At 72.3% G+C, this 19,106-nt stretch carries 18 protein-coding genes and 1 pseudogene; 14 read left to right on the forward strand and 5 right to left on the reverse strand.

Annotated features, from left to right (window positions below):
- Positions 1–22 precede the first annotated feature (22 nt).
- The 9 genes from OG373_RS36480 (at position 23) to OG373_RS36520 (ending at position 8,825) form a co-directional block, all read left to right on the forward strand.
- On the forward strand, positions 23–661 hold the full coding sequence (locus tag OG373_RS36480) for a GNAT family N-acetyltransferase (RefSeq protein WP_405442969.1): 639 nt from the start codon (positions 23–25) through the stop codon (positions 659–661).
- 125 nt (positions 662–786) lie between these two features.
- Complete coding sequence (locus OG373_RS36485; protein ID WP_405442971.1) at positions 787–2,382, forward strand: hypothetical protein; 1,596 nt, start codon at positions 787–789, stop codon at positions 2,380–2,382.
- A 355-nt stretch (positions 2,383–2,737) separates the two neighbouring features.
- Positions 2,738–3,298, forward strand: a complete 561-nt coding sequence (gene ectA / locus OG373_RS36490) for a diaminobutyrate acetyltransferase (RefSeq protein ID WP_405442972.1) — start codon at positions 2,738–2,740, stop codon at positions 3,296–3,298.
- Between the two features lie 79 nt (positions 3,299–3,377).
- Positions 3,378–4,646: a diaminobutyrate--2-oxoglutarate transaminase gene (gene ectB / locus OG373_RS36495; RefSeq protein ID WP_405442973.1), complete on the forward strand. Its 1,269-nt coding sequence runs from the start codon at positions 3,378–3,380 to the stop codon at positions 4,644–4,646.
- A gap of 74 nt (positions 4,647–4,720) precedes the next feature.
- Entirely contained in the window at positions 4,721–5,125 is a 405-nt protein-coding gene (locus OG373_RS36500; protein WP_405442974.1) for an ectoine synthase, read from the forward strand.
- Positions 5,126–5,174: 49 nt separating this feature from the next.
- Positions 5,175–6,077, forward strand: a complete 903-nt coding sequence (gene thpD / locus OG373_RS36505) for an ectoine hydroxylase (RefSeq protein WP_405442976.1) — start codon at positions 5,175–5,177, stop codon at positions 6,075–6,077.
- A gap of 106 nt (positions 6,078–6,183) precedes the next feature.
- Positions 6,184–7,671 (forward strand): MFS transporter, encoded by a 1,488-nt coding sequence (locus OG373_RS36510; RefSeq protein ID WP_405442977.1) that lies wholly within the window; start codon positions 6,184–6,186, stop codon positions 7,669–7,671.
- 45 nt (positions 7,672–7,716) lie between these two features.
- Entirely contained in the window at positions 7,717–8,166 is a 450-nt protein-coding gene (locus tag OG373_RS36515) for an SRPBCC family protein (protein WP_405442979.1), read from the forward strand.
- Positions 8,167–8,219: 53 nt separating this feature from the next.
- Complete coding sequence (locus OG373_RS36520) at positions 8,220–8,825, forward strand: ABC transporter permease (RefSeq protein ID WP_405442981.1); 606 nt, start codon at positions 8,220–8,222, stop codon at positions 8,823–8,825.
- Between the two features lie 6 nt (positions 8,826–8,831).
- On the opposite strand, the gene OG373_RS36525 is transcribed toward OG373_RS36520, so the two are convergent.
- Together OG373_RS36525 and katG are read right to left on the reverse strand one after the other, a co-directional pair.
- A complete protein-coding gene (locus OG373_RS36525; protein WP_397734643.1) occupies positions 8,832–9,437 on the reverse strand; it encodes a hypothetical protein in 606 nt (201 codons plus the stop codon).
- A gap of 183 nt (positions 9,438–9,620) precedes the next feature.
- Positions 9,621–11,810 (reverse strand): catalase/peroxidase HPI, encoded by a 2,190-nt coding sequence (gene katG / locus OG373_RS36530; protein WP_405442982.1) that lies wholly within the window; start codon positions 11,808–11,810, stop codon positions 9,621–9,623.
- 180 nt (positions 11,811–11,990) lie between these two features.
- On the opposite strand from katG, the gene OG373_RS36535 reads away from it, so the two are divergent.
- Positions 11,991–12,410 carry a Fur family transcriptional regulator gene (locus OG373_RS36535; protein WP_405442984.1) on the forward strand — a complete coding sequence of 140 codons (420 nt, stop codon included), beginning with the start codon at positions 11,991–11,993 and terminating at the stop codon, positions 12,408–12,410.
- An 18-nt stretch (positions 12,411–12,428) separates the two neighbouring features.
- Here the strand turns inward: OG373_RS36535 and OG373_RS36540 are convergent, their stop codons facing one another.
- The gene (locus OG373_RS36540) at positions 12,429–12,752 is read right to left on the reverse strand and encodes a helix-turn-helix domain-containing protein (protein ID WP_405442985.1); all 324 of its coding nucleotides are present in this window, start codon (positions 12,750–12,752) and stop codon (positions 12,429–12,431) included.
- A gap of 145 nt (positions 12,753–12,897) precedes the next feature.
- Positions 12,898–13,302, reverse strand: a pseudogene (locus tag OG373_RS36545) (AraC family transcriptional regulator ligand-binding domain-containing protein); the annotation flags it as partial.
- On the opposite strand from OG373_RS36545, the gene OG373_RS36550 reads away from it, so the two are divergent.
- Both OG373_RS36550 and OG373_RS36555 read left to right on the forward strand, forming a co-directional pair.
- Positions 13,283–13,543, forward strand: coding sequence for a hypothetical protein (locus OG373_RS36550; RefSeq protein ID WP_405442987.1), 261 nt, complete (start codon positions 13,283–13,285; stop codon positions 13,541–13,543). The pseudogene OG373_RS36545 and the gene OG373_RS36550 sit on opposite strands and share 20 nt — an antisense overlap.
- Positions 13,544–13,630: 87 nt before the next feature.
- The gene (locus tag OG373_RS36555; RefSeq protein ID WP_405442989.1) at positions 13,631–14,416 is read left to right on the forward strand and encodes a type 1 glutamine amidotransferase domain-containing protein; all 786 of its coding nucleotides are present in this window, start codon (positions 13,631–13,633) and stop codon (positions 14,414–14,416) included.
- A gap of 40 nt (positions 14,417–14,456) precedes the next feature.
- Here OG373_RS36555 and OG373_RS36560 read toward each other — a convergent pair whose 3' ends face one another.
- Positions 14,457–15,740, reverse strand: a complete 1,284-nt coding sequence (locus OG373_RS36560) for an AI-2E family transporter (RefSeq protein WP_405442990.1) — start codon at positions 15,738–15,740, stop codon at positions 14,457–14,459.
- A gap of 247 nt (positions 15,741–15,987) precedes the next feature.
- On the opposite strand from OG373_RS36560, the gene OG373_RS36565 reads away from it, so the two are divergent.
- Positions 15,988–18,030 carry an MMPL family transporter gene (locus OG373_RS36565; protein ID WP_405442992.1) on the forward strand — a complete coding sequence of 681 codons (2,043 nt, stop codon included), beginning with the start codon at positions 15,988–15,990 and terminating at the stop codon, positions 18,028–18,030.
- Positions 18,031–18,118: 88 nt separating this feature from the next.
- A complete protein-coding gene (locus tag OG373_RS36570; RefSeq protein ID WP_405442994.1) occupies positions 18,119–19,090 on the forward strand; it encodes a nucleoside hydrolase in 972 nt (323 codons plus the stop codon).
- Positions 19,091–19,106 lie beyond the last annotated feature (16 nt).

Here is a 19,106-nt window from a genome sequence, read left to right on the forward strand (position 1 = left end):
CCCCGCTGCCTACCGTGGCCCCATGAGCTCACGTCCAGCACCGTCGTTGGCCGGATACGGGATCCGCCTCGCCCGGCCCGCCGAGGCCGGGCCGGTCGCCGCGCTCCTGGCCCGCGCCTTCGCCGACGACCCGGTCATGGCCTGGATGGTCCCCGCCGCAGACCGGGAACGCAGGATCGCCCGGTACTTCCGGCTGGCCCAGCGCCGGCAGCGGCCGCGCGCCGGGGCCGTCCGGGTCGCCGCGACGGGCGAGGGACGGCTGCTGGCGGCCGCGCTGTGGTCGGGACCGGAGCGCTGGAAGCCCTCCCCGCTCCAGGACCTGGCGGCGCTCCCTCGGTACGCGGGTGTCTTCGGCCTCCGCAGGATGCCGCGGGCCGGGGAGATCCAGAACGCGATGCACGAGGTCCATCCGCGGACACCGCACTGGTACCTGCCCTCCGTGGGGACGGACCGGGGACTCCAGGGCATGGGTGTCGGTTCGGCGCTGTTGCGTCAGCAACTGGCCGACTGCGACCGGTTCGGACAACCCGTCTACCTGGAGTCCAGCAAGGACACCAACGTCCCCTTCTACGAAGGGCTGGGCTTCCGCGTCACCGGCGAGATCCGGATCCCCGGGGGCGGACCGACCCTCTGGCCCATGTGGCGCGACCCCCGCGGTTGAGGGTTCTCGTCAACTGGCCTGCTCAGCAGGTTCATTGATGAATCGATCGCCCTTGCGTTCCGCGCAAGTGTTCTGGAAACCTCCGCTTGACTCACCTGTCGCACGAGCAACGGAGCAACCCCCGCATGCCCTCAAGTCGAATACGTCGCGCGTGGCTCTCGGCCGCCGCCGCGGCGGCGCTCGCGTTCACCGGTCTCGCAGGACCGGCGACGGCGAAGGACCTGCCGCCCGATGAGCCGGGCTCCTGGATCCAGGAGCCCCGCGCCACCGAGGGCGCCCTCTCGGCCCTCGGTACCCGCGCCGCTGCCGTACCCGGTGGCGCCGCCTCGCCGGGCGACTTCACGCTGTCGCCCGGCGAGATGAACGCCGAGACGGCCGAGCGGGTCTCCCGCCTGGCCTCGGTCCTGCCCGAGTCGGGCGTGCAGGACCTGCTGGCCGCGGCGAACCGCCCCATCGAGCCGGGGTGTTCCCGCGACCCGTTCGCCGCCGCCCCGGACCCCGCCGTCAAGTACTGCCTGAAGGACGACGACTCCGTCTCGCGGGAGTGGATCCCTCAGGGCTTCACCGGCGTCTCCGACGCCAAGGTCAACGAACTCTGGGGCGCGGCCGGGAAGATCCAGCTGTTCGCCTCCTACGACGGCTGGGACCCGGGCCGGGAGAGCGACCCGAACCCGGCGGCCGGCGACTGCACCGCGGCCGAGCTGGAGGACAACGACGCCTGCAACCAGAAGGGCGTCCGGATCACCTTCGTGCAGAGCCGGAACAACCCGGCCACCGGCAGTCCCGAGATCAAGTACCGGCACGTCCTGCTGGGCTGGACCTACGTGAACTCCGCCGACCACGTCTCCTTCGACGGCCTGCACGCCGGCGAGTACCCGATCCAGAAGGGCGTCCACGCCGGCGGGATCGTCTGGTACGGCAACTACCTCTACGTCGCCGACACGCGGGGCGGCCTGCGCGTCTTCGACATGCGCCTCATCATGGACCTGGACCCGGACAACGATCCCGCCACGCACGACCCGATGGGCACCGACTCCGACGGGGTGAGGACCACCGCCGACGTCGAGGACAAGACGAAGGTCGGCCGGCACGACAACGTCTGGTACAGCTTCGGCTACCGCTACGTCATGCCGCAGGTGGCGGCGTGGAAGTTCAAGGCGGCGCAGAGCAACCCCAAGGGCTCCTACGCCTGTGTCTCCACCGGCGCACCGAAGGCGTCCTACATCTCCCTGGACCGCAGTACGGTCCCGGACCGGCTCATCATGGGTGAGTACTGCCGTCCGGAGAGCGGCTACCCCTCCACGGGCCGCATCGCCTCGTACCCGGTCGCGGCTCTGGAGGGACGCTCCGCGGATGTGACCGCCCAGGGCTGGGCCAACTACCTGCCCCTGGCCAACGGCGGTGCCCAGGGCGCGGCGGCGTACAAGGGCACGCTGTACGTGAACGAGTCCAAGGGCACGGACGAGCCGGGCAATCTGTGGCGCTATCAATGGAGTGACGGGCGGCTCGTCCAGAACGGGCAGGCCGTCAAGACCGCCCGGGGCGCCGAGGACCTGTACGTCGAGCGCGGCACGGGACGCCTGTGGTCCCTCTCCGAACACCGTCCGGGCTCGGCGGACGACTGCCGGGCGAACCCGGGCCCCGGCGATCCGGACGGCGCGGACTTCTGTCAGCGGGTGCTCTACGCCCACGACCTGAGCTGGCTCGACAGCCGGCCGTAGCCCCGGTCACAGCCGCAGGCGCAACGGAGGCGGGCCGCGGCCGAGGGCGGCGCCCGTCCCGGCCCGGCGCCGGGCCGGGACGGGCGACTCGCCTTTCCCGTTCTCCCGAGCCGAAACGGGGGAACAGCCGAATGTCGTGGCTTTCACACCGCGCATATGGCACAGGGCGAAGACGTTATAGTTCCGTTACTTTCTCAAAATTTGGGATAGCTTGCCCTGATAAATGCTGGTTTTCTCCGTGGTGGAGGGTGGGTCCGGCCCACCTCGGGGCCACTGTCGGATAACACGAAGGCACTGCGGACGGAACCCCGTTCGCGCATGTCTTTTCGGCCGATGCTCGGTAGCTTCGGCCCGCATGACCGGTGCTCATGCAGACCTGGCCACCCGCCCCCGAACCTCCGCCCCCGCGACGAACCCACCCGGAATCCGGGCCGACCGCCCCGACCTGTGCGACGGCCCCGACCTCTGGCGCATCGCCCGCGATGCGAAGACGCTGGACGTCAACTCCCCCTACAGCTACCTGCTCTGGTGCCGCGACTTCGCCGCCACCTCCGCCGTCGCCCGCGACGGCGACGGCCGGCCCGTCGCCTTCGTCACCGGGTACCTGCGGCCCGACACCCCGGCCACCCTGCTGATCTGGCAGGTCGCCGTCGACGCCGACGCCCGCGGGCAGGGCATCGCCGGGTACCTCCTCGACCACCTCACCGCACGGGTCGCCGCCGAGCACGTGCTCGACGCGCTGGAGACCACCATCAGCCCCGGGAACACCGCCTCGGAGCGGCTGTTCGCGTCCTACGCCGAACGCCACGGCGCCCACCTCGCCCGGGAAGTCCTCTTCGGTGAGGAGCACTTCCCCGGCGGCGCCGGACACCACGACGCCGAGGTGCTCCACCGCATCGCGCCCCTGGCCCGCTGACCACCGCGAGCGCCACCGAACACCGACCACCACGTCCACCACCGTCCGTCTCCGGACACCGCAGGAGAGGCATCCCCCCTTGACCACGACAGCACCCGTGCCGACCGTCTTCGACACCGTCGAATCGGAGGTGCGCAGCTACTGCCGAGCCTGGCCCGTCGTCTTCGACCGCGCCGAAGGAAGCCGCCTCTACGACGAGAACGGCCGCTCCTACCTGGACTTCTTCGCAGGCGCCGGCTCCCTCAACTACGGGCACAACAACCCCGTGCTCAAACAGGCGCTGCTCGACTACATCGCGCGCGACGGCATCACGCACGCCCTGGACATGTCGACGACCGCCAAGCGGGCCTTCCTGGAGACCTTCCACTCCACCGTCCTCGCCCCCCGCGGACTGCCGTACAAGGTGATGTTCCCGGGCCCCACCGGCACCAACGCCGTCGAGGCGGCGCTGAAGCTGGCGCGCAAGGTCAAGGGGCGCGAGGCGGTCGTCTCCTTCACCAACGCCTTCCACGGGATGTCGCTGGGCTCGCTCGCCGTCACCGGCAACGCCTTCAAGCGCGCGGGTGCCGGCATACCGCTGGTCCACAGCACGCCCATGCCCTTCGACAACTACCTCGGTGGCCGGGTCCCGGACTTCCTCTGGTTCGAGCGGCTCCTGGAGGACAGCGGATCCGGCCTGAACGACCCGGCCGCCGTGATCGTCGAGACCGTACAGGGCGAGGGCGGGGTCAACGTGGCGCGCGCGGAGTGGCTGCGCGCCCTCGCCGACCTGTGCCGCCGCCGGGACATGCTGCTGATCGTCGACGACGTGCAGATGGGCTGCGGCCGCACGGGTGACTTCTTCTCCTTCGAGGAGGCGGGCATCACACCGGACATCGTCACCGTCTCGAAGTCCATCAGCGGCTACGGACTGCCCATGTCGCTCTGCCTGTTCAAGCCGGAGCTCGACATCTGGGAGCCGGGCGAGCACAACGGCACGTTCCGCGGTAACAACCCCGCCTTCGTCACGGCGACGGCCGCACTCCGGACGTACTGGCGCGACGGTGTCCTGCGCGAACGCACCCGTGTCCAGGGCAACCGCATCGAGCGGGCGCTCGTGGACCTGTGCGCCGACCACGAGCGGGACGGCGCCTCGTACCGCGGCCGCGGCATGGTGTGGGGCATCGAGTTCACCCGCAAGGAGCGCGCCGCCGAGGTGTGCCACCGAGCCTTCGAGCACGGTCTGCTCGTCGAGACCTCCGGGCCCGAGAGCGAGGTGGTCAAGCTGCTGCCGCCGCTCACCGTGTCGGCGGACGAGCTCGACGAGGGCCTCGACATCCTCGCGCGCTCCGTCCGCGAGACGGGCTGACCCGCCGTCCCACCCCACCTGCTACCACCGGGCCCCGACCGTAACGACCCGGCACCACGAAAGGCAGCACCACCGTGATCGTCCGATCCTTCCAGGACATCGAGGGCACCGACCGCCACGTCAGGTCGGCGTCGGGCACCTGGGAGAGCAAGCGCGTCGTCCTGGCGAAGGAACGCGTCGGCTTCTCCCTCCACGAGACCGTCCTGTACGCCGGCACCGAGACGTCCATGTGGTACGCGAACCACGTCGAGGCGGTCGTGTGCGTCGAGGGCGAGGCCGAACTCACCGACGAGGAGACCGGCGAGAAGCACACCATCACGCCCGGCACCGTCTACGTGCTCGACGGCCACGAGCGCCACACCTTGCGCGTCGTCCGCGAGTTCCGCTGCCTGTGCGTCTTCAACCCGCCGGTCACCGGCCGCGAGGACCACGACGCGAACGGCGTGTACCCGCTGCTCACCGAACCGGACCCGGTCTGACCGACCCCGCAGGAACCCACCGACACCGAGAGGAGAGGCAAGCACCACCATGACCACTGTCTCCGAACGCACCCTCGCCGACCTGTACCCCACCCGGGGCTCCGAAGAAGTCCTCATCGGCCGCAAGGACCCCGTCGTGTGGTCCGAACCCGGCACCCCGGGACCCTTCTGGGCGCGCGAGCTCGAGGACTTCGAACGCGACGGCTTCCTCACCGCCGAGCAGCTGATCGGCCCGGATGAGGTCGAGGAGTACCGGGCCGAGATGGACCGGCTGGTGAGCGACCCCGCCGTCCGGGCCGACGAACGGGCCATCGTGGAGCCCGGATCGGGCGAGGTCCGCTCGGTCTTCGAGGTCCACCGCATCAGCGAGGTCTTCGCACGGCTCGCCGCCGACCCGCGGCTCGCCGACCGGGCCCGGCAGGTCCTCGGTTCCGACGTGTACGTCCACCAGTCCCGCATCAACGCCAAGCCCGGCTTCGGCGCGAGCGGCTTCTACTGGCACTCCGACTTCGAGACCTGGCACGCCGAGGACGGCCTGCCCCGCATGCGCACCGTCTCGGTGTCCATCGCCCTCACGCCGAACCACACGACCAACGGCAGCCTGATGATCATGCCGGGTTCGCACCGGACGTTCCTCGGCTGTGCGGGCGCGACGCCGAAGGACAACTACAAGAAGTCGCTGCAGATGCAGGACGCCGGAACGCCCACCCCCGAGGCCCTGACGCGGTTCGCCTCCGCCTGCGGCATCCGGCAGTTCACCGGGGCCGCCGGATCGGCCACCTGGTTCGACTGCAACGCGATGCACGGTTCCGGGGACAACATCACGCCCTACCCCCGCAGCAACGTCTTCCTGGTGTTCAACAGCGTGGAGAACCTGCCCGCGGAGCCCTTCGCGGCCCCGGTCCGGCGCCCGTCCTTCATCGCCTCGCGGGAGTTCACCCCGCTGCGCTGACGGACGCGCGCGGCAAGGCCGAGTGGACAGGGGCGGACACGACTGGACAGTGACCGCCCCTGTCGGGCATGGAATATGGACGCCGCCCGCCCCGAGGCTGTGCGCCATGAACCTCGGACGCACGAAGAACGAACCCGGAGCCCCACCCCGCCAGGGAGCCGCCCTCGCGGCACTGGCCGCAGCGCAGTTCACCGTGATGCTCGCCACCTCCATCGTGAACGTGGCGCTGCCGCAGATCCGCTCCGGAGTGGGCCTGTCGGACGGCGGCACCACCTGGGTGGTCAACGCCTACGGTCTGGCCTTCGGCGCGCTGCTCCTGGCCGGGGGCCGGGCGGGCGACCTGCTCGGCCGCCGCCGGGTACTGATCGCCGGCCTCGCGGTGTTCGCGGGAGCCTCGCTGGCGGCGGGACTGGCCGACTCGCCGGGCCTGCTGATCGCCGCCCGCGCCGTGCAGGGCATCGGCGCCGCCGCCATCGCACCCGCCGCACTCGCCCTGGCGATGGACCTGTTCCCGCCCGGCCCCGGTCGGGGCCGGGTCCTCGGGGTGTGGGGCGCCGTCTCCGGCGCGGGCGGAGCGGGCGGCGTCCTGCTGGGCGGCGTACTCACCCAGGCATGGGGCTGGACCTGGCTCTTCCACGCCGTCGCGCTCGGTACGGCGCTGGTCCTCGTCGCCGTCGCGGCGCTCGTACCCCGCGCCGACACCCGTGGCTCCGGGCGCTTCGACCTGCTGGGTACCGCGACCGTCACCCTCGCCCTGACCTGCCTGGTGTGGGCACTGACCAGCGCCCGCGCCCAGGGCTGGACCGACGCCGGGGTGCTGGCCGCCCTCCTGGGCGCCGCCGTGCTGCTCACGGTCTTCGTCCTCGTCGAACGCCGCCGACCGGACGCCCTGATCCCGGCCAGGCTGTTCACGGCCGGCCGCGTCGCCGCGGGCAATCTGCTGATGGCGCTGCTGGGGTCCGTATGGATCGCCCTGTTCTTCTTCCTCCCGCTCTACCAGCAACAGGTCCTCGGCATGAGCCCGCTGGCCACCGGCGCCGGCCAACTCCCGCTCGCCGTCGCCAACATGCTCGGCGCGATCCTCGCGCCCCGCATCGCCGCCCGCATCGGCACCACGGCGACCCTGACCACGGGCCTGCTCGCCGAGGCCGCCGGGCTGCTGTGGCTGTCACGAATGAGAGCGGACGGGAGCTATCTCGTCGACGCCCTCGGCCCGAGCGTCCTGGTCGGCCTCGGCCTGAGCCTCGCCTTCGTCCAGCTCACCGCGCTCGCCGTGGACGGCGTACCGCGGCAGGACACCGGCCTGGCCGGCGGACTGGTGAACACCACCCGCCAGGTCGGCGGCGCGATCGGTCTCGCCGCCCTCGCCACCCTGGCCGGCTCCGTCACCGCCCACGCCGCCACGCACCAGCCCCACCTGGAAGCCCTCACCGCGGGCTACCGGGCCGCCTTCGGGGTCTCCGCCGCGGTCCTGGCCGCCACCGCACTCCTCGCGGTGCCGCTCACCCGCCCGCTCCGCTGCTCCCGCCGCGTCCCCGCGCCCGCCACGCCCTCCCCGCAGGACCGGCCGGCCGAACACGCGCCCGCCACCTGATCCCGTACCCGATCCGACCACCCGACGACCGACAAGGACACATCCATGCACACCACCATCGACACCACGGCCCCCGTCGTCGTCCGCCTCTCGACGGCGATCGACGCCCCTCCCGCCACCGTCTGGGAGCTGCACACCGACATCGACAACTGGGCGGCCTGGAACGGCGGCGTCGACCAAGCCCGGCTGGACGGCCCGCTGGAGGTCGGCAGCCGTTTCACCTGGCTCACCCACGGGCTGAGGATCACCTCCACCCTCCTCGAACTCGTCCCCGGACAGCGGATCGTCTGGGGCGGGACCGTCGACGGCATCGTCGGCATCCACGTGTGGACCTTCGAAGCGTCCGGTGCCGGTGCCGGTGTCACCGTCCACACCGAGGAGTCGTGGAGCGGTGACCCCGTCGACGCCGCGGTCGACGAACTCACCACGGCCCTGCGGACCTCCCTGCAGAGCTGGCTCGACAGCCTGAAGGCACGCGCCGAACAGACCGCCTGACCGCAAGCCCCGCCCCGCCCCCCACCACGCCGCCCCCGATGGAGGTTTCCACCGTGTCCAGCCACACCACCCTCTCGCCGCCCGTCGCCTCGGACCACCCCGCCCGCCGCCCGCGCGAGGTCGACAACCGCGCGGCCTACGTCAGCTTCGGGCTGGCCTACCTACTCGGCCACGGCGCGGCCGCGGCCACCCACGGCGCCGCACCCCTGCTCGAACTGCCCGGCTGGTTTCCCCTGGCCCTCCTCGGCCTCGGGCTCGTGACCGGCATCGCCCTGGCCACCCTCGCCGCCCTGCGGGCCCAGCACGGGGCCACCGCACCGGAGGTCCTCTCCGGCAAGCTGCTCGGCGCCGCCTGGATCACCGCCTTCACCGCGCTGTTCCTCGCCATCACCGGCCTGACGTCCGTGCTCGACCACCCGGAACTCCAGTCGGTCCTGTGGCCCGCCGGCTCCGGACTCGTCGTCGGCCTGCTCTACCTCGCCGAAGGCGCCGTACGCCGCAACGTGCTGCACTACAGCCTCGGCGTCTGGCTCGCCATCACCTCCACCGCGGCACTCGCGCTCGCCGCCCCCGCGTTCTACTGGGTCCTCGCCATCGGGGGCGGCGGCGCCTACGCCCTCGCCGCGGCCCTCGAACACCGCCGCCTCCGCGCCCGCTGACAGCCGTCAGGGCCGCAGGCCGGCCCGCCGGAGGGCGACCTCGGCCAGCTCGCCGATGACGTGCTCGTCCCCGCGCCGCCAGGCGTCGGCGAGACCGCCCGCAGGGGTGGGGAGCGCGGCGAGGTCGCCCAGCGGTCCGGTCAGGGCGCGCAGGGCGAGCAGGTCGGCGCCGCCGGGCGCGTCGAACAGGCGCCGCAGGGTGGCGCCGCGCCGGATCCAGCGCAGGCGCGCGGGAAGCCACAGCAGCAGGACGACGGCCACCGGGAGGACGATCAGAGCCAGTGTGGTCAGCGTGGCCAGCTGGCCGACGGCGTCCTGCATCGACTGTCCGGCATCGGCGATCCCGGTACTGGCATCGGCCGCGGACTGGAGCGGCTTCTTCAGGAGGTCGCCGACGAACGGCACGTTCGAAGCCGCGTCACCGGCGTCGGCGAGTCCGCCTGCGAGGCTGTCGCCCGAGCTCTCGACCCTCCGCCCCGGCTCGGCCAGCATCATGATCGCGTCGTGGACGGCCAGCGCGAACCACACCGCGGCGGCGATCAGGCCCACGGCGATCAGGTCCGCGAGTACCTGGCGGTTGCGACGTGCGGGGGTCTGTGCGTAGAGGCGCATCGGCGGGCTCCCGTTCGAGTCAGGACGTCGAGGAGGTACGGGCCCCTCGGACGGGGCCCGGCCGGTCGGCAGACCGTACGCCGGGTCCCTACCCTTCCACCGGCCCCTGTGGACGAACCGCGCCCGACGGAACCGCACGGGCGGGCCCGGCCGTCGGCCGGCCCGCCCGCCCGTCGGGCCCGGTTAGGCGAGGTCGAACCGGTCGAGGTTCATCACCTTGTCCCAGGCGGAGACGAAGTCACGGACGAACTTCTCTCCCGCGTCCTTCGACGCGTAAACCTCCGCGAGCGCCCGGAGCTGGGCGTGCGAACCGAAGACGAGGTCCACCGCGGTCGCCGTCCACCGGACCTTGCCCGTGGCGTGGTCCCGGCCCTCGAACACGTTCTCCGCCGACTCCGACGCCTTCCACTGCGTCCCCATGTCGAGCAGGTTGACGAAGAAGTCGTTGGTCAACGACCCCGGGCGGTCCGTGAACACGCCGTGCGGGGCCTGCCGGAACCCGGTGTTCATGGCCCGCATGCCGCCGACGAGCACCGTCATCTCGGGGGCGGTCAGGTTCAGCATGTTGGCGCGGTCCAGCAGAAGCGCCTCCGGCGACAGCTTCTCGCCCGCCCGCAGGTAGTTGCGGAAACCGTCCGCCTTGGGTTCGAGGACGGCGAAGGAATCCACGTCGGTCTGCTCCTGCGAGGCATCCGTGCGCCCCGGTGCGAACGGCACCACGATGTCGTACCCGGCGTTCTTCGCGGCCTGTTCGACGGCCGCGCAGCCGCCCAGCACGATCAGGTCGGCGAGTGAAACCTTCTTCCCGCCGGACTGCGCCTGGTTGAAGTCCCGCTGGACCCCCTCCAGGGTCCGCACCACCTCGGCCACCTCGGGCAGGTCGTTGACCTCCCAGTCCTTCTGCGGCGCGAGCCGGATCCGGGCCCCGTTGGCCCCGCCCCGCTTGTCGGTGCCGCGGAAGCTCGACGCCGCTGCCCAGGCGGCGGCGACCAGCTGGGGGAGCGCCGGCCCCGCGGCGAGGATCGTGCGCTTGAGGGCGGCGACGTCCTCGTCCGCGACCAGCTCGTGATCGACCTCGGGTACGGGGTCCTGCCACAGCTGCGGTTCGGGGACCCACGGGCCGAGGTAGCGCGAGATCGGACCCATGTCGCGGTGCAGCAGCTTGTACCAGGCCTTGGCGAACGCCTCGGCGAGCTTGTCCGGGTTCTCGTGGAAGCTCTTCGCGATCGGTGCGTAGACCGGGTCCATCCGCAGCGCGAGGTCCGTCGTCAGCATCATCGGCGCGTGCCGCTTCGACGGATCATGGGCGTCCGGCACCGTGCCCCGGGCCGAGGGATCCTTGGGAGTCCACTGCTGGGCACCGGCCGGGCTCGTGGTCAGCTCCCACTCGTACCGGAACAGGTTGTCCAGGTACCCGTTGTCCCACTTCGTCGGATCGGTGGTCCACGCGCCCTCCAGCCCGCTGGTGACCGCGTCGGAGCCGCTGCCGCTGCCGTAGGTGTTCCTCCAGCCGAGGGCCTGCTGTTCGATCGGGCAGGCCTCGGGCTCGGGCCCGATGTAATCGGCACCGACCGCACCGTGGCACTTGCCGAAGGTGTGGCCGCCGATGATGAGCGCGGCCGTCTCCTCGTCGTTCATGGCCATGCGCGCGAACGTTTCGCGAATGTCCCGGGCGGCGGCGACCGGGTCCGGGTTGCCGTTGGGCCCTTCCGGATTGACGTAGATCAGCCCCATCTGAACGGCGCCGAGAGGGCCGGAGAGTTCCCTGTCGCCGCTGTAGCGCTCATCCCCGAGCCACGCGTCCTCGGGCCCCCAGAAAATCTCCTCGGGTTCCCAGACGTCCTCCCGCCCGAAAGCGAAACCGAACGTCTTGAAACCCATCGATTCCATGGCGCAGTTGCCGGCGAACACCAAAAGGTCGGCCCATGAGATCTTCCGACCGTATTTCTGCTTGACCGGCCAGAGCAGACGGCGCGCCTTGTCGAGGCTCGCATTGTCCGGCCAGCTGTTGAGAGGGGCGAACCGCTGGGCGCCGGCTCCGCCGCCGCCCCGTCCGTCGGCGATGCGGTACGTTCCCGCGGCATGCCAACTCATCCGGATGAAGAGCGGCCCGTAGTGGCCGTAGTCCGCGGGCCACCAGTCCTGCGACGCCGTCATCACCTCGAAGACGTCCCGCTTCAGGGCGTCGAGGTCCAGGGTCGCGAGCTCTTGCGCGTAGTCGAAACCGTCGCCCATCGGATTGGACAAGGGCGAATTCTGGTGCAGAACCTGAAGATCCAGCTGGTTCGGCCACCAGTCCCGATTCGACCTGGGGCGAGTCGGCGCGGGGGTCGGGGCAGGGATTACTGGGTTCTCGCTGTCGCTGCCGGACACGTCCGTCCTTCTTCCTGTGTCGATGTTTCCATCTGCTGGCTGCTTGCGTCGGCGCGTCCGTATGGTCGCGCACCGAAGGGCCCGCCGCCGCGAGAACACGCAGAGCGTGGGCGCGTAGAAAACACTCGGAATTCGCCGCTAACGTTCTGTTGTCCCGCCGATTCGAAAAGGTGAGCCGATATGAGTGACCTGCTGGAGCGACTTCGGGGGCGCGGCTGGCGGATGACGTCCCAGCGGCGTGTCGTCGTGGAGGTCCTCGACGGCGATCATGTGCACCTCACGGCCGACGAGGTGCACGCCCGCGCGGCGCAGCGGCTGCCCGAGATCGCCCGGGCGACCGTCTACAACACCCTGGGCGAGCTGGTCTCGATCGGTGAGGTGGTGGAGGTCTCCGTACAGGGCCGGGTGAAGCGCTTCGACCCCAACGCGCACCACCCGCACCAGCACTTGGTGTGCACGGGCTGCGGCACCATCCGAGACGTCCGTGCGACCGGTACGCCGGCCGAACTGCCGCCGCAGGAGCGGTTCGGCTTCATCGTGTCCGCGGTCGAGGTCACCTACCGCGGACTGTGTCCTTCCTGCGCCTCCGGGACGGCATGAGCGCGACCGTGACCGTGTTCACCCGGAGCCTGCGCCCCGGGCCCGGTACGCGCCGGGCGTGATGCCCTCCCACCGGGTGAACGCGCGGACCAGGGCCGTGGCTCCGCTCAGGCCGACGAGCGGGGCGACCCGGTCGAGCGGCAGGTCCGTGGTCTCCAGCAGCCGACGGGCCCGGCGGTGCCGGGCGGCGTCGAGGAGGGCCCTCCAGGAGGTGCCCTCCTCCTGGAGGGACCGGCGCAGGGTGCGGGGGCTGAGGTGGACGCCCCGGCCCGCGTCGGCGAGGCCGGTGCCGTCGAGCGGGGCCTGCTCCAGCCACTGCCGGACCTGCTCCGCGCGGGTCACGGAGGCCGACAGCTCCCGCAGCAGCCGGTCGGCGTAGGCGCGGTGCAGCGCGCCGAGTGCGGGATCGTGCGGGGCGCGGGGCGCGGGGCCGGTCGAGGTCGCCGTTGGCGACGGTGAGCGCGTTCTCGGCGGCGTCGAAGGCGACGGGGCAGCCGAGGACCCGGGCGTACGGTTCGGCGGAGCCGGTCCGGGCGTGGGTGAACGACACCGACCGCGGCGCCCAGCCGTCCCCGGCGATCCAGCGGGCGGCCCGCACCATGCCGGCGACGATCGCCTCCACCTGCTGGGGGTGCATGCTGGCGGGGTCGACGGTCGGCCGGTACCGGATACGGGTGGCCTCGCCGCCGCGTTCCAGGGAGACCGTGCCGGCCTGGCTGACCAGGGGGTGGTAGCGGACCGCCGCCTCGGCGGCTTCCGCGAGGCTCGCGCAGGTGAGCACCACATGGCCGAGGACGTGCAGGCTGCCCGGCCTGATCCCGTCCCCGACGCGGAGACCGGCGTGCGGGTCGCCACCTCGGGTGCCGATCACCGTGTCCCAGAGGGCGCGCACCTCGCTGAACGGGAGCCGGTCCGCGGGCGAGGCCCAGGCATCGGGCCCGGCCGTGCCGGCCGTGCCGTCCGGCGTGGCGCTCAGGACGGCGCGCGCGTACGACGCGGCGACGGTGGACGGCTCGGTGCTGGGCATGGCGGCCAGTCAATGCCGGGCGCGACCCGTCGTCAACCGGCCGCGGGGCCGGGGAGTCAACGAGGTGGCCGCCAGGGTCAATGACCGGGCCCGGCGGGGCCCCTAGGGTCGGGCTGCCCGTTGCGGCAGGCCCGCCCGCAGACACGCCGGTCCGCGGCCGGTTCGCCGCATGCGCACCCCGAAGGAGCACCCTGTGATCGTCTTTCTGCTGCCCTCGTCCGGCTACGACCCGACCGAGGCGGCCGTGCCCTGGGCCGCGTTGCGCGACGCCGGGTACGACGTGCGGTTCGCGACGCCCGACGGGCGGGTCGCACTGGCCGACCGCCGGCTGACGGACACCGGCTTCTCGTGGCTCTCCCCGTGGCTGATGACCCGGCGCGCCGAGCTGGCGGCCTACCGGGAGCTGACCGAGGACCCCCGGTTCCGTGCCCCGCTGTCCTACGCCGAGGTCGATCCGGCCGTCCTGACGGGGCTGTTCGTACCCGGCGGGCACGCTCAGGGGATGCGTACGTTGCTGGAGGACCCGGCCGCGCAGCGGTTGTTCGCGAGGGTCTTCCTGCTGGGGCTGCCGGTGGGGGCGGTGTGTCACGGTGTGCTGCTGGCCGCGCGGGCGAAGGACCCCACGACCGGGCGGTCGGTGCTCCACGGGCGGCGGACCACGGCCCTGACCTCGCTGCTGGAACTGACCGCCTGGAACCTGACCCGGCTGTGGCTGGGCCGCTACTACCGGACCTACCCGGCGACGGTCCAGGCGGAGGTCACCGCGGCCCTCGCCGATCCGGGCCACTTCCTGGCCGGCCCGCCGCTGCCGGTCCGGGACACCGCGGCGCACCCCGGCCGCGGTTTCACCGTGCGGGACGGCAACTACGTCTCCGCCCGCTGGCCGGGGGACTGCCACCGCCTGGCGGCGGACTACCTCGCCGTGGTCCGCTCGCACCGGCACACCCCCGCACCCTCCACCACGGAGAGCGCGAACTGACAGGGCCTCATCGGTCCGGCCGGCCACCGGGCAGCCGGTGTCAGGCGGGTTCCCCGTCCGGCGCCGCCGGCGGATCGGACCGCTCCTCCTCGACCGCCACGGGGGACCGGTCCGCCGGACCGTCGTCCCCGCCGTGGGCGCGCAGGTGCCCGATGACCGTGTTGGCCACGGCGACCAGCGGGACGGCGACGACCGCTCCGCCGATGCCGGCGACCACTCCGCCGGTGGCGACGGCCAGGACCACGGCCAGCGGGTGGACCCGTACGGCCTTCCCGAGGATGAACGGCTGCAGCACGTGGCCCTCGATCTGCTGGACGACGAGCACCACCAGCAGGGTCATCAGCGCGGTGAACACCCCCTGGGTGACCAGTGCGACGACCACCGCGAGGGCCCCGGACGCGACGGCGCCCACGAGGGGCACGAACGAGGCCAGGAAGATCACCACGGCGATGGGGACGGCGAGCGGCACGCCCAGGAAGTAGATGCCGAGGCCGATGAAGAGTGCGTCGATGAAGGCGACGATCAGGGTTCCGCGGACGTAGGCGGTCAGGGTGCCCCAGGCGGCCGGGCCCGCGTCGGCGACGTCCGGCCGGGCGGCGGCGGGGACCAGCTTGAGCGTCCACTGCCAGATGCGCCTGCCGTCGTACAGCAGGAACAGCGTCGAGAACATCGCCAGCAGCATGCCGGTGATGATCTCCACCAGGACGGTCACGCCCCGGAGCCCGGTCGAGGTGATCTCGCTGGTGCTGGTGCCGATGGCATCGCTGAGGCTGCCGGCGACGTCGTTGATCTGCTGCTCGGTCACGTGGAAGGGGCTGTCGAGGAGCCATCGTTTCAGCTCCTCGATGCCCTCCTGGAGCCGCCCGGACAGGTTGTCGAGGTTGTCGAGCACCTGCCAGACGACGAACCAGCCGATCAGGCCCAGGACGACGAATCCGAAGAGCGCGGTGAGGGCGGTGGACAGCCCCCGGGAGAGCCCCGCGCGGTGCAGCCGGGCGACCGTCGGTTCCAGCAGGGCGGTGATCAGCAGCGCGGCCGCGAAGGCGAGCACGACGAGCCGGACCGAACCGATCACCCGCATGATGACCCACAGGGTGGCCGCGAGCACCAGGAACCGCCAGCCGGCCTCGGCCGCGACCCGTACCCCCCAGGGCACCGCCCGGGCCGGGTCCGGGTTGCGCGGACGGCCCCGGCGGGCTTCCACGACGCGCTGCCGCTCGGCCAGCAGCTCGGCCTCGTGCCGTGCCTGCACCTGCGTACGACGTTCACCGAGCGCGGCGGCGCCGTCCTTCACGCGACCGAGCCACTCATGAATCCCAGGCATCCGGAACCTCCCTCACCTCGCCGTCTGCCCCGGATTCCGCGGATCAGGCGGGTGCGGCCCGACGCGTTCGAAGCGGGTCCGAGCGGATTTCGGGCGCACCGGGGCGTGTCCGGCCGGGAAGTGATGCAGAAACGCTGCATGTTGCCCCTGGGGCGCCCGCACCCGGAAGGTGGGCCCCCGGCCGGGGGAGTGTCCGACTGCCTTCCCGGTGCCTTCCCGGTCCACCCGCACCCGTTCCAGGAGCATCATGAGCACCTCGCCCCGAGCGGCCCGGTGGCTGCCGCCCGTCCTCCTCCTCGTGGTCTGGCTGGGCGTGGGAGGGAGCCTCGGCCCCTACGCGGGAAAGCTCGGCGAGGTCTCCACCAACGACCAGGCCGCCTTCCTCCCCCGCAGCGCCGAATCCACCCGGGTCGCCCGGGCCCAGGGCGCCTTCCGGCAGGAGGAGTCCCTGCCGGCCGTGGTGGTCTGGACGGCGGACGGCGCCGCGGGAGTGACACCGGCAGCGACCGCCTCCGCGCAGGCCGCACTGGCCGCACTGAAGGACCGCCCCTGGATCGCGGGCCCGCCCTCCCCGGTCGTCGCGTCGCGCGACGGCAGGGCCATGCAGGCGGTGGTGCCCCTGGACCCCGCACTGGGTGACGAACTGCCCGCGGCGGTCGCCGAGATCCGCGAAGCCGGCACCCGGGTCGCGGCCACCACCTTCCACGTGACGGGACCGGCGGCCACCCGGGCCGACCTGTCGGAGGCCTTCGCCGGAATCGACGGGCTGCTGCTGGGCGTGGCACTGGCGGCCGTCCTCGTGATCCTGCTGCTCGTCTACCGCAGCGTCCTCCTGCCGCTGCTGATCATCATCGCGGCGGTGTTCGCCCTCTCCCTGGCCTGCGCGATCGTCTACGCCCTGGCGAGCGCGGGGCTGGTCCGGGTCGACGGGCAGGTCCAGGGGATCCTCTCGATCCTCGTCATCGGAGCGGCCACCGACTACGCCCTGCTGCTGACCGCCCGCTTCCGCGAGGAACTGGGGCACACCGAGGACCGGTACGCGGCCATGCGCGCGGCCCTGCGGCAGTCCTGGGGCCCGGTCGTGGCCAGCGCCGGCACCGTGGCCCTGGGCCTGCTCGCCCTGTTCCTCAGCGACCTGACCAACAACCGGGCGCTGGGGCCCGTCGGGGCGATCGGGATCGTCTGCGCGGTGGCGAGCGCCCTCACCTTCCTGCCGGCGGCGCTGGTGCTGCTGGGACGCAGGGCCTACTGGCCGGCGCACGTGACCGCCGGGAGCGGCGCGGCCGGGGTCTGGAGCCGGATCGCCGCCCTGGTCAGCGGCGCTCCCCGGCGGGTATGGGCCATGGCCCTGGCGGGCCTGCTCGCGTGCGCCGCCTTCGCGCCCGCGCTGCACTCGGGCGGAGTTCCGCTGGACGAGATCTTCGTGAACGAGGCCCCTTCGGTGACCGGGCAGAAGGAACTCGGCCGGCATTTCCCGGGAGGGGCGGGCAATCCCGCCGTGGTGATCGCCGCCGCCGACCGGCAGACGCAGGTACGCGAACGCGCCGAAGGCACGCAGGGCGTGGACTCGGCCGCCGTGCGGGGCGAGAAGGACGGCCTGGTCCGGATCGACGTGGTCCTGAAGGACCCGGCGGACAGCGCGGCGGCGAAGGAGACCGTGGTCAGGCTCCGCGAGGCGGTCCATCCGGTACCGGGCGCGCAGGCCCTCGTCGGCGGGTACACCGCACAGGCCTACGACACACAGAAGACGGCCGAGCGGGACCGCGAAGTCATCGTCCCGGTGGTGCTGGCCATCATCCTGGTCATCCTGGTGGTCCTGCTGCGCTCGCTGGTGATGCCACTGCTGCTGGTGGTGACGGTGGCCCTCAACTTCTTCGCCACCCTGGGCGTGTCCGCCCTCGTGTTCCGCCACGTGTTCGGGTTCAGCGGCACCGATGCGTCCGTCCCCCTGTACGGCTTCGTCTTCCTCGTCGCGCTGGGCGTGGACTACAACATCTTCCTCATGTCGCGGGTGCGCGAGGAGTCGCTGCGCCGCGGCGTCCACGAGGGGGTGATCCGGGGGCTGACCGCCACCGGTGGGGTGATCACCTCCGCGGGGGTGGTCCTCGCCGCCACGTTCGCCGCGCTGGGTGTCATCCCGCTGGCGTTCCTCGTGCAGATCGCCTTCATCGTGGCCTTCGGCGTCCTCCTGGACACCCTGGTCGTGCGCTCGCTGCTGGTCCCCGCCCTGGTCCTGGACATCGGACCCGCGGCCTGGTGGCCGGGCCGGCTGAGCCGCCGCCCGAGCTGAGAGTCCGGCCGGCCGGGCCAGGCGTTCTGGTCCGGGCATCGCCGTGGCGGCACACTGGAGCTCCACGCCCCGCAGCGCCAGGAGTGACGTGCCCGTCCCGATCATCATCGACTGCGACCCCGGCCACGACGACGCCCTCGCGATCATGCTGGCCGCCGGCGACCCGGCGGTGGACCTGCTGGCCATCACCACGGTCGCGGGCAACCAGACCCTCGACAAGACCACGCTCAACGCCCGCCGGGTCTGCACGGTCGCCGGGATCACGGACGTCCCCGTCGCGGCCGGTTGCGACCGGCCGCTCGTCCAGCCGCTCGACGTGGCGGCCGACGTCCACGGGGTGAGCGGACTGGACGGGCCGATGTTCCCCGCTCCCACGGTGGACGTGGTCCCGGAGCACGCCGTGGACCTCATCCACCGGCTGCTGGCCGAGCACCCCGAGCCGGTCACCCTCGTCCCGACCGCGCCGCTGACCAACATCGCCCTGCTGCTGACCCGGTACCCGCAGGACGCCTCCCGCATCCGCGAGATCGTCCTGATGGGCGGCTCGACGGAACGGGGCAACCGGACCCCGGCCGCCGAGTTCAACGTCCTCACCGATCCGGAGGCCGCCGACATCGTCTTCCGCTCGGGGGTGCAGCTCACCATGTGCGGGCTCAACGTCACGCACCAGGCACTGGCCACACCCGAGGTGGTGGCCCGCTTTGTGGCCCTGGGCACGCCGCTGGGGCAGACCTGCGCGGAACTGCTGACCTTTTTCGGGTCCACGTACCGCGCGCTGTGGGGGTTCGCCAGCCCGCCGTTGCACGACCCCGTCGCGGTGGCCCGGGTCATCGATCCCGGCCTGGTGCACTGCGTGGACGCCCACGTCGCCGTGGAACTGCACGGCCGGTACACACGCGGCGCCACCGTGGTGGACCTGCACCGCTCCACCGGCCGCCCGGTCAACGCACGCGTGGCGACGGTCCTGGAGACCGGCCCGTTCTGGGACCGGATGGTCGCCGCCGTCGCCGCGCTCGGTGCCGGGGGGCATGGGACCCGGAACCGGGGGCACACGGCCTAGGGACGGAGTTCGTCGC

Source organism: Streptomyces avidinii (assembly GCF_045161815.1).
Taxonomy (GTDB): Bacteria; Actinomycetota; Actinomycetes; order Streptomycetales; family Streptomycetaceae; genus Streptomyces; species Streptomyces avidinii.

Bases quoted from the DNA above. Each gene is read 5' to 3' on its own strand.
- OG373_RS36480 (WP_405442969.1), top strand. From the start codon at position 23: ATGAGCTCACGTCCAGCACCGTCGTTGGCCGGATACGGGATCCGCCTC.
- OG373_RS36485 (WP_405442971.1), top strand. From the start codon at position 787: ATGCCCTCAAGTCGAATACGTCGCGCGTGGCTCTCGGCCGCCGCCGCG.
- ectA (WP_405442972.1), top strand. From the start codon at position 2,738: ATGACCGGTGCTCATGCAGACCTGGCCACCCGCCCCCGAACCTCCGCC.
- thpD (WP_405442976.1), top strand. From the start codon at position 5,175: ATGACCACTGTCTCCGAACGCACCCTCGCCGACCTGTACCCCACCCGG.
- OG373_RS36510 (WP_405442977.1), top strand. From the start codon at position 6,184: ATGAACCTCGGACGCACGAAGAACGAACCCGGAGCCCCACCCCGCCAG.
- OG373_RS36515 (WP_405442979.1), top strand. From the start codon at position 7,717: ATGCACACCACCATCGACACCACGGCCCCCGTCGTCGTCCGCCTCTCG.
- OG373_RS36525 (WP_397734643.1), bottom strand. From the start codon at position 9,437: ATGCGCCTCTACGCACAGACCCCCGCACGTCGCAACCGCCAGGTACTC.
- OG373_RS36535 (WP_405442984.1), top strand. From the start codon at position 11,991: ATGAGTGACCTGCTGGAGCGACTTCGGGGGCGCGGCTGGCGGATGACG.
- OG373_RS36560 (WP_405442990.1), bottom strand. From the start codon at position 15,740: ATGCCTGGGATTCATGAGTGGCTCGGTCGCGTGAAGGACGGCGCCGCC.
- OG373_RS36565 (WP_405442992.1), top strand. From the start codon at position 15,988: ATGAGCACCTCGCCCCGAGCGGCCCGGTGGCTGCCGCCCGTCCTCCTC.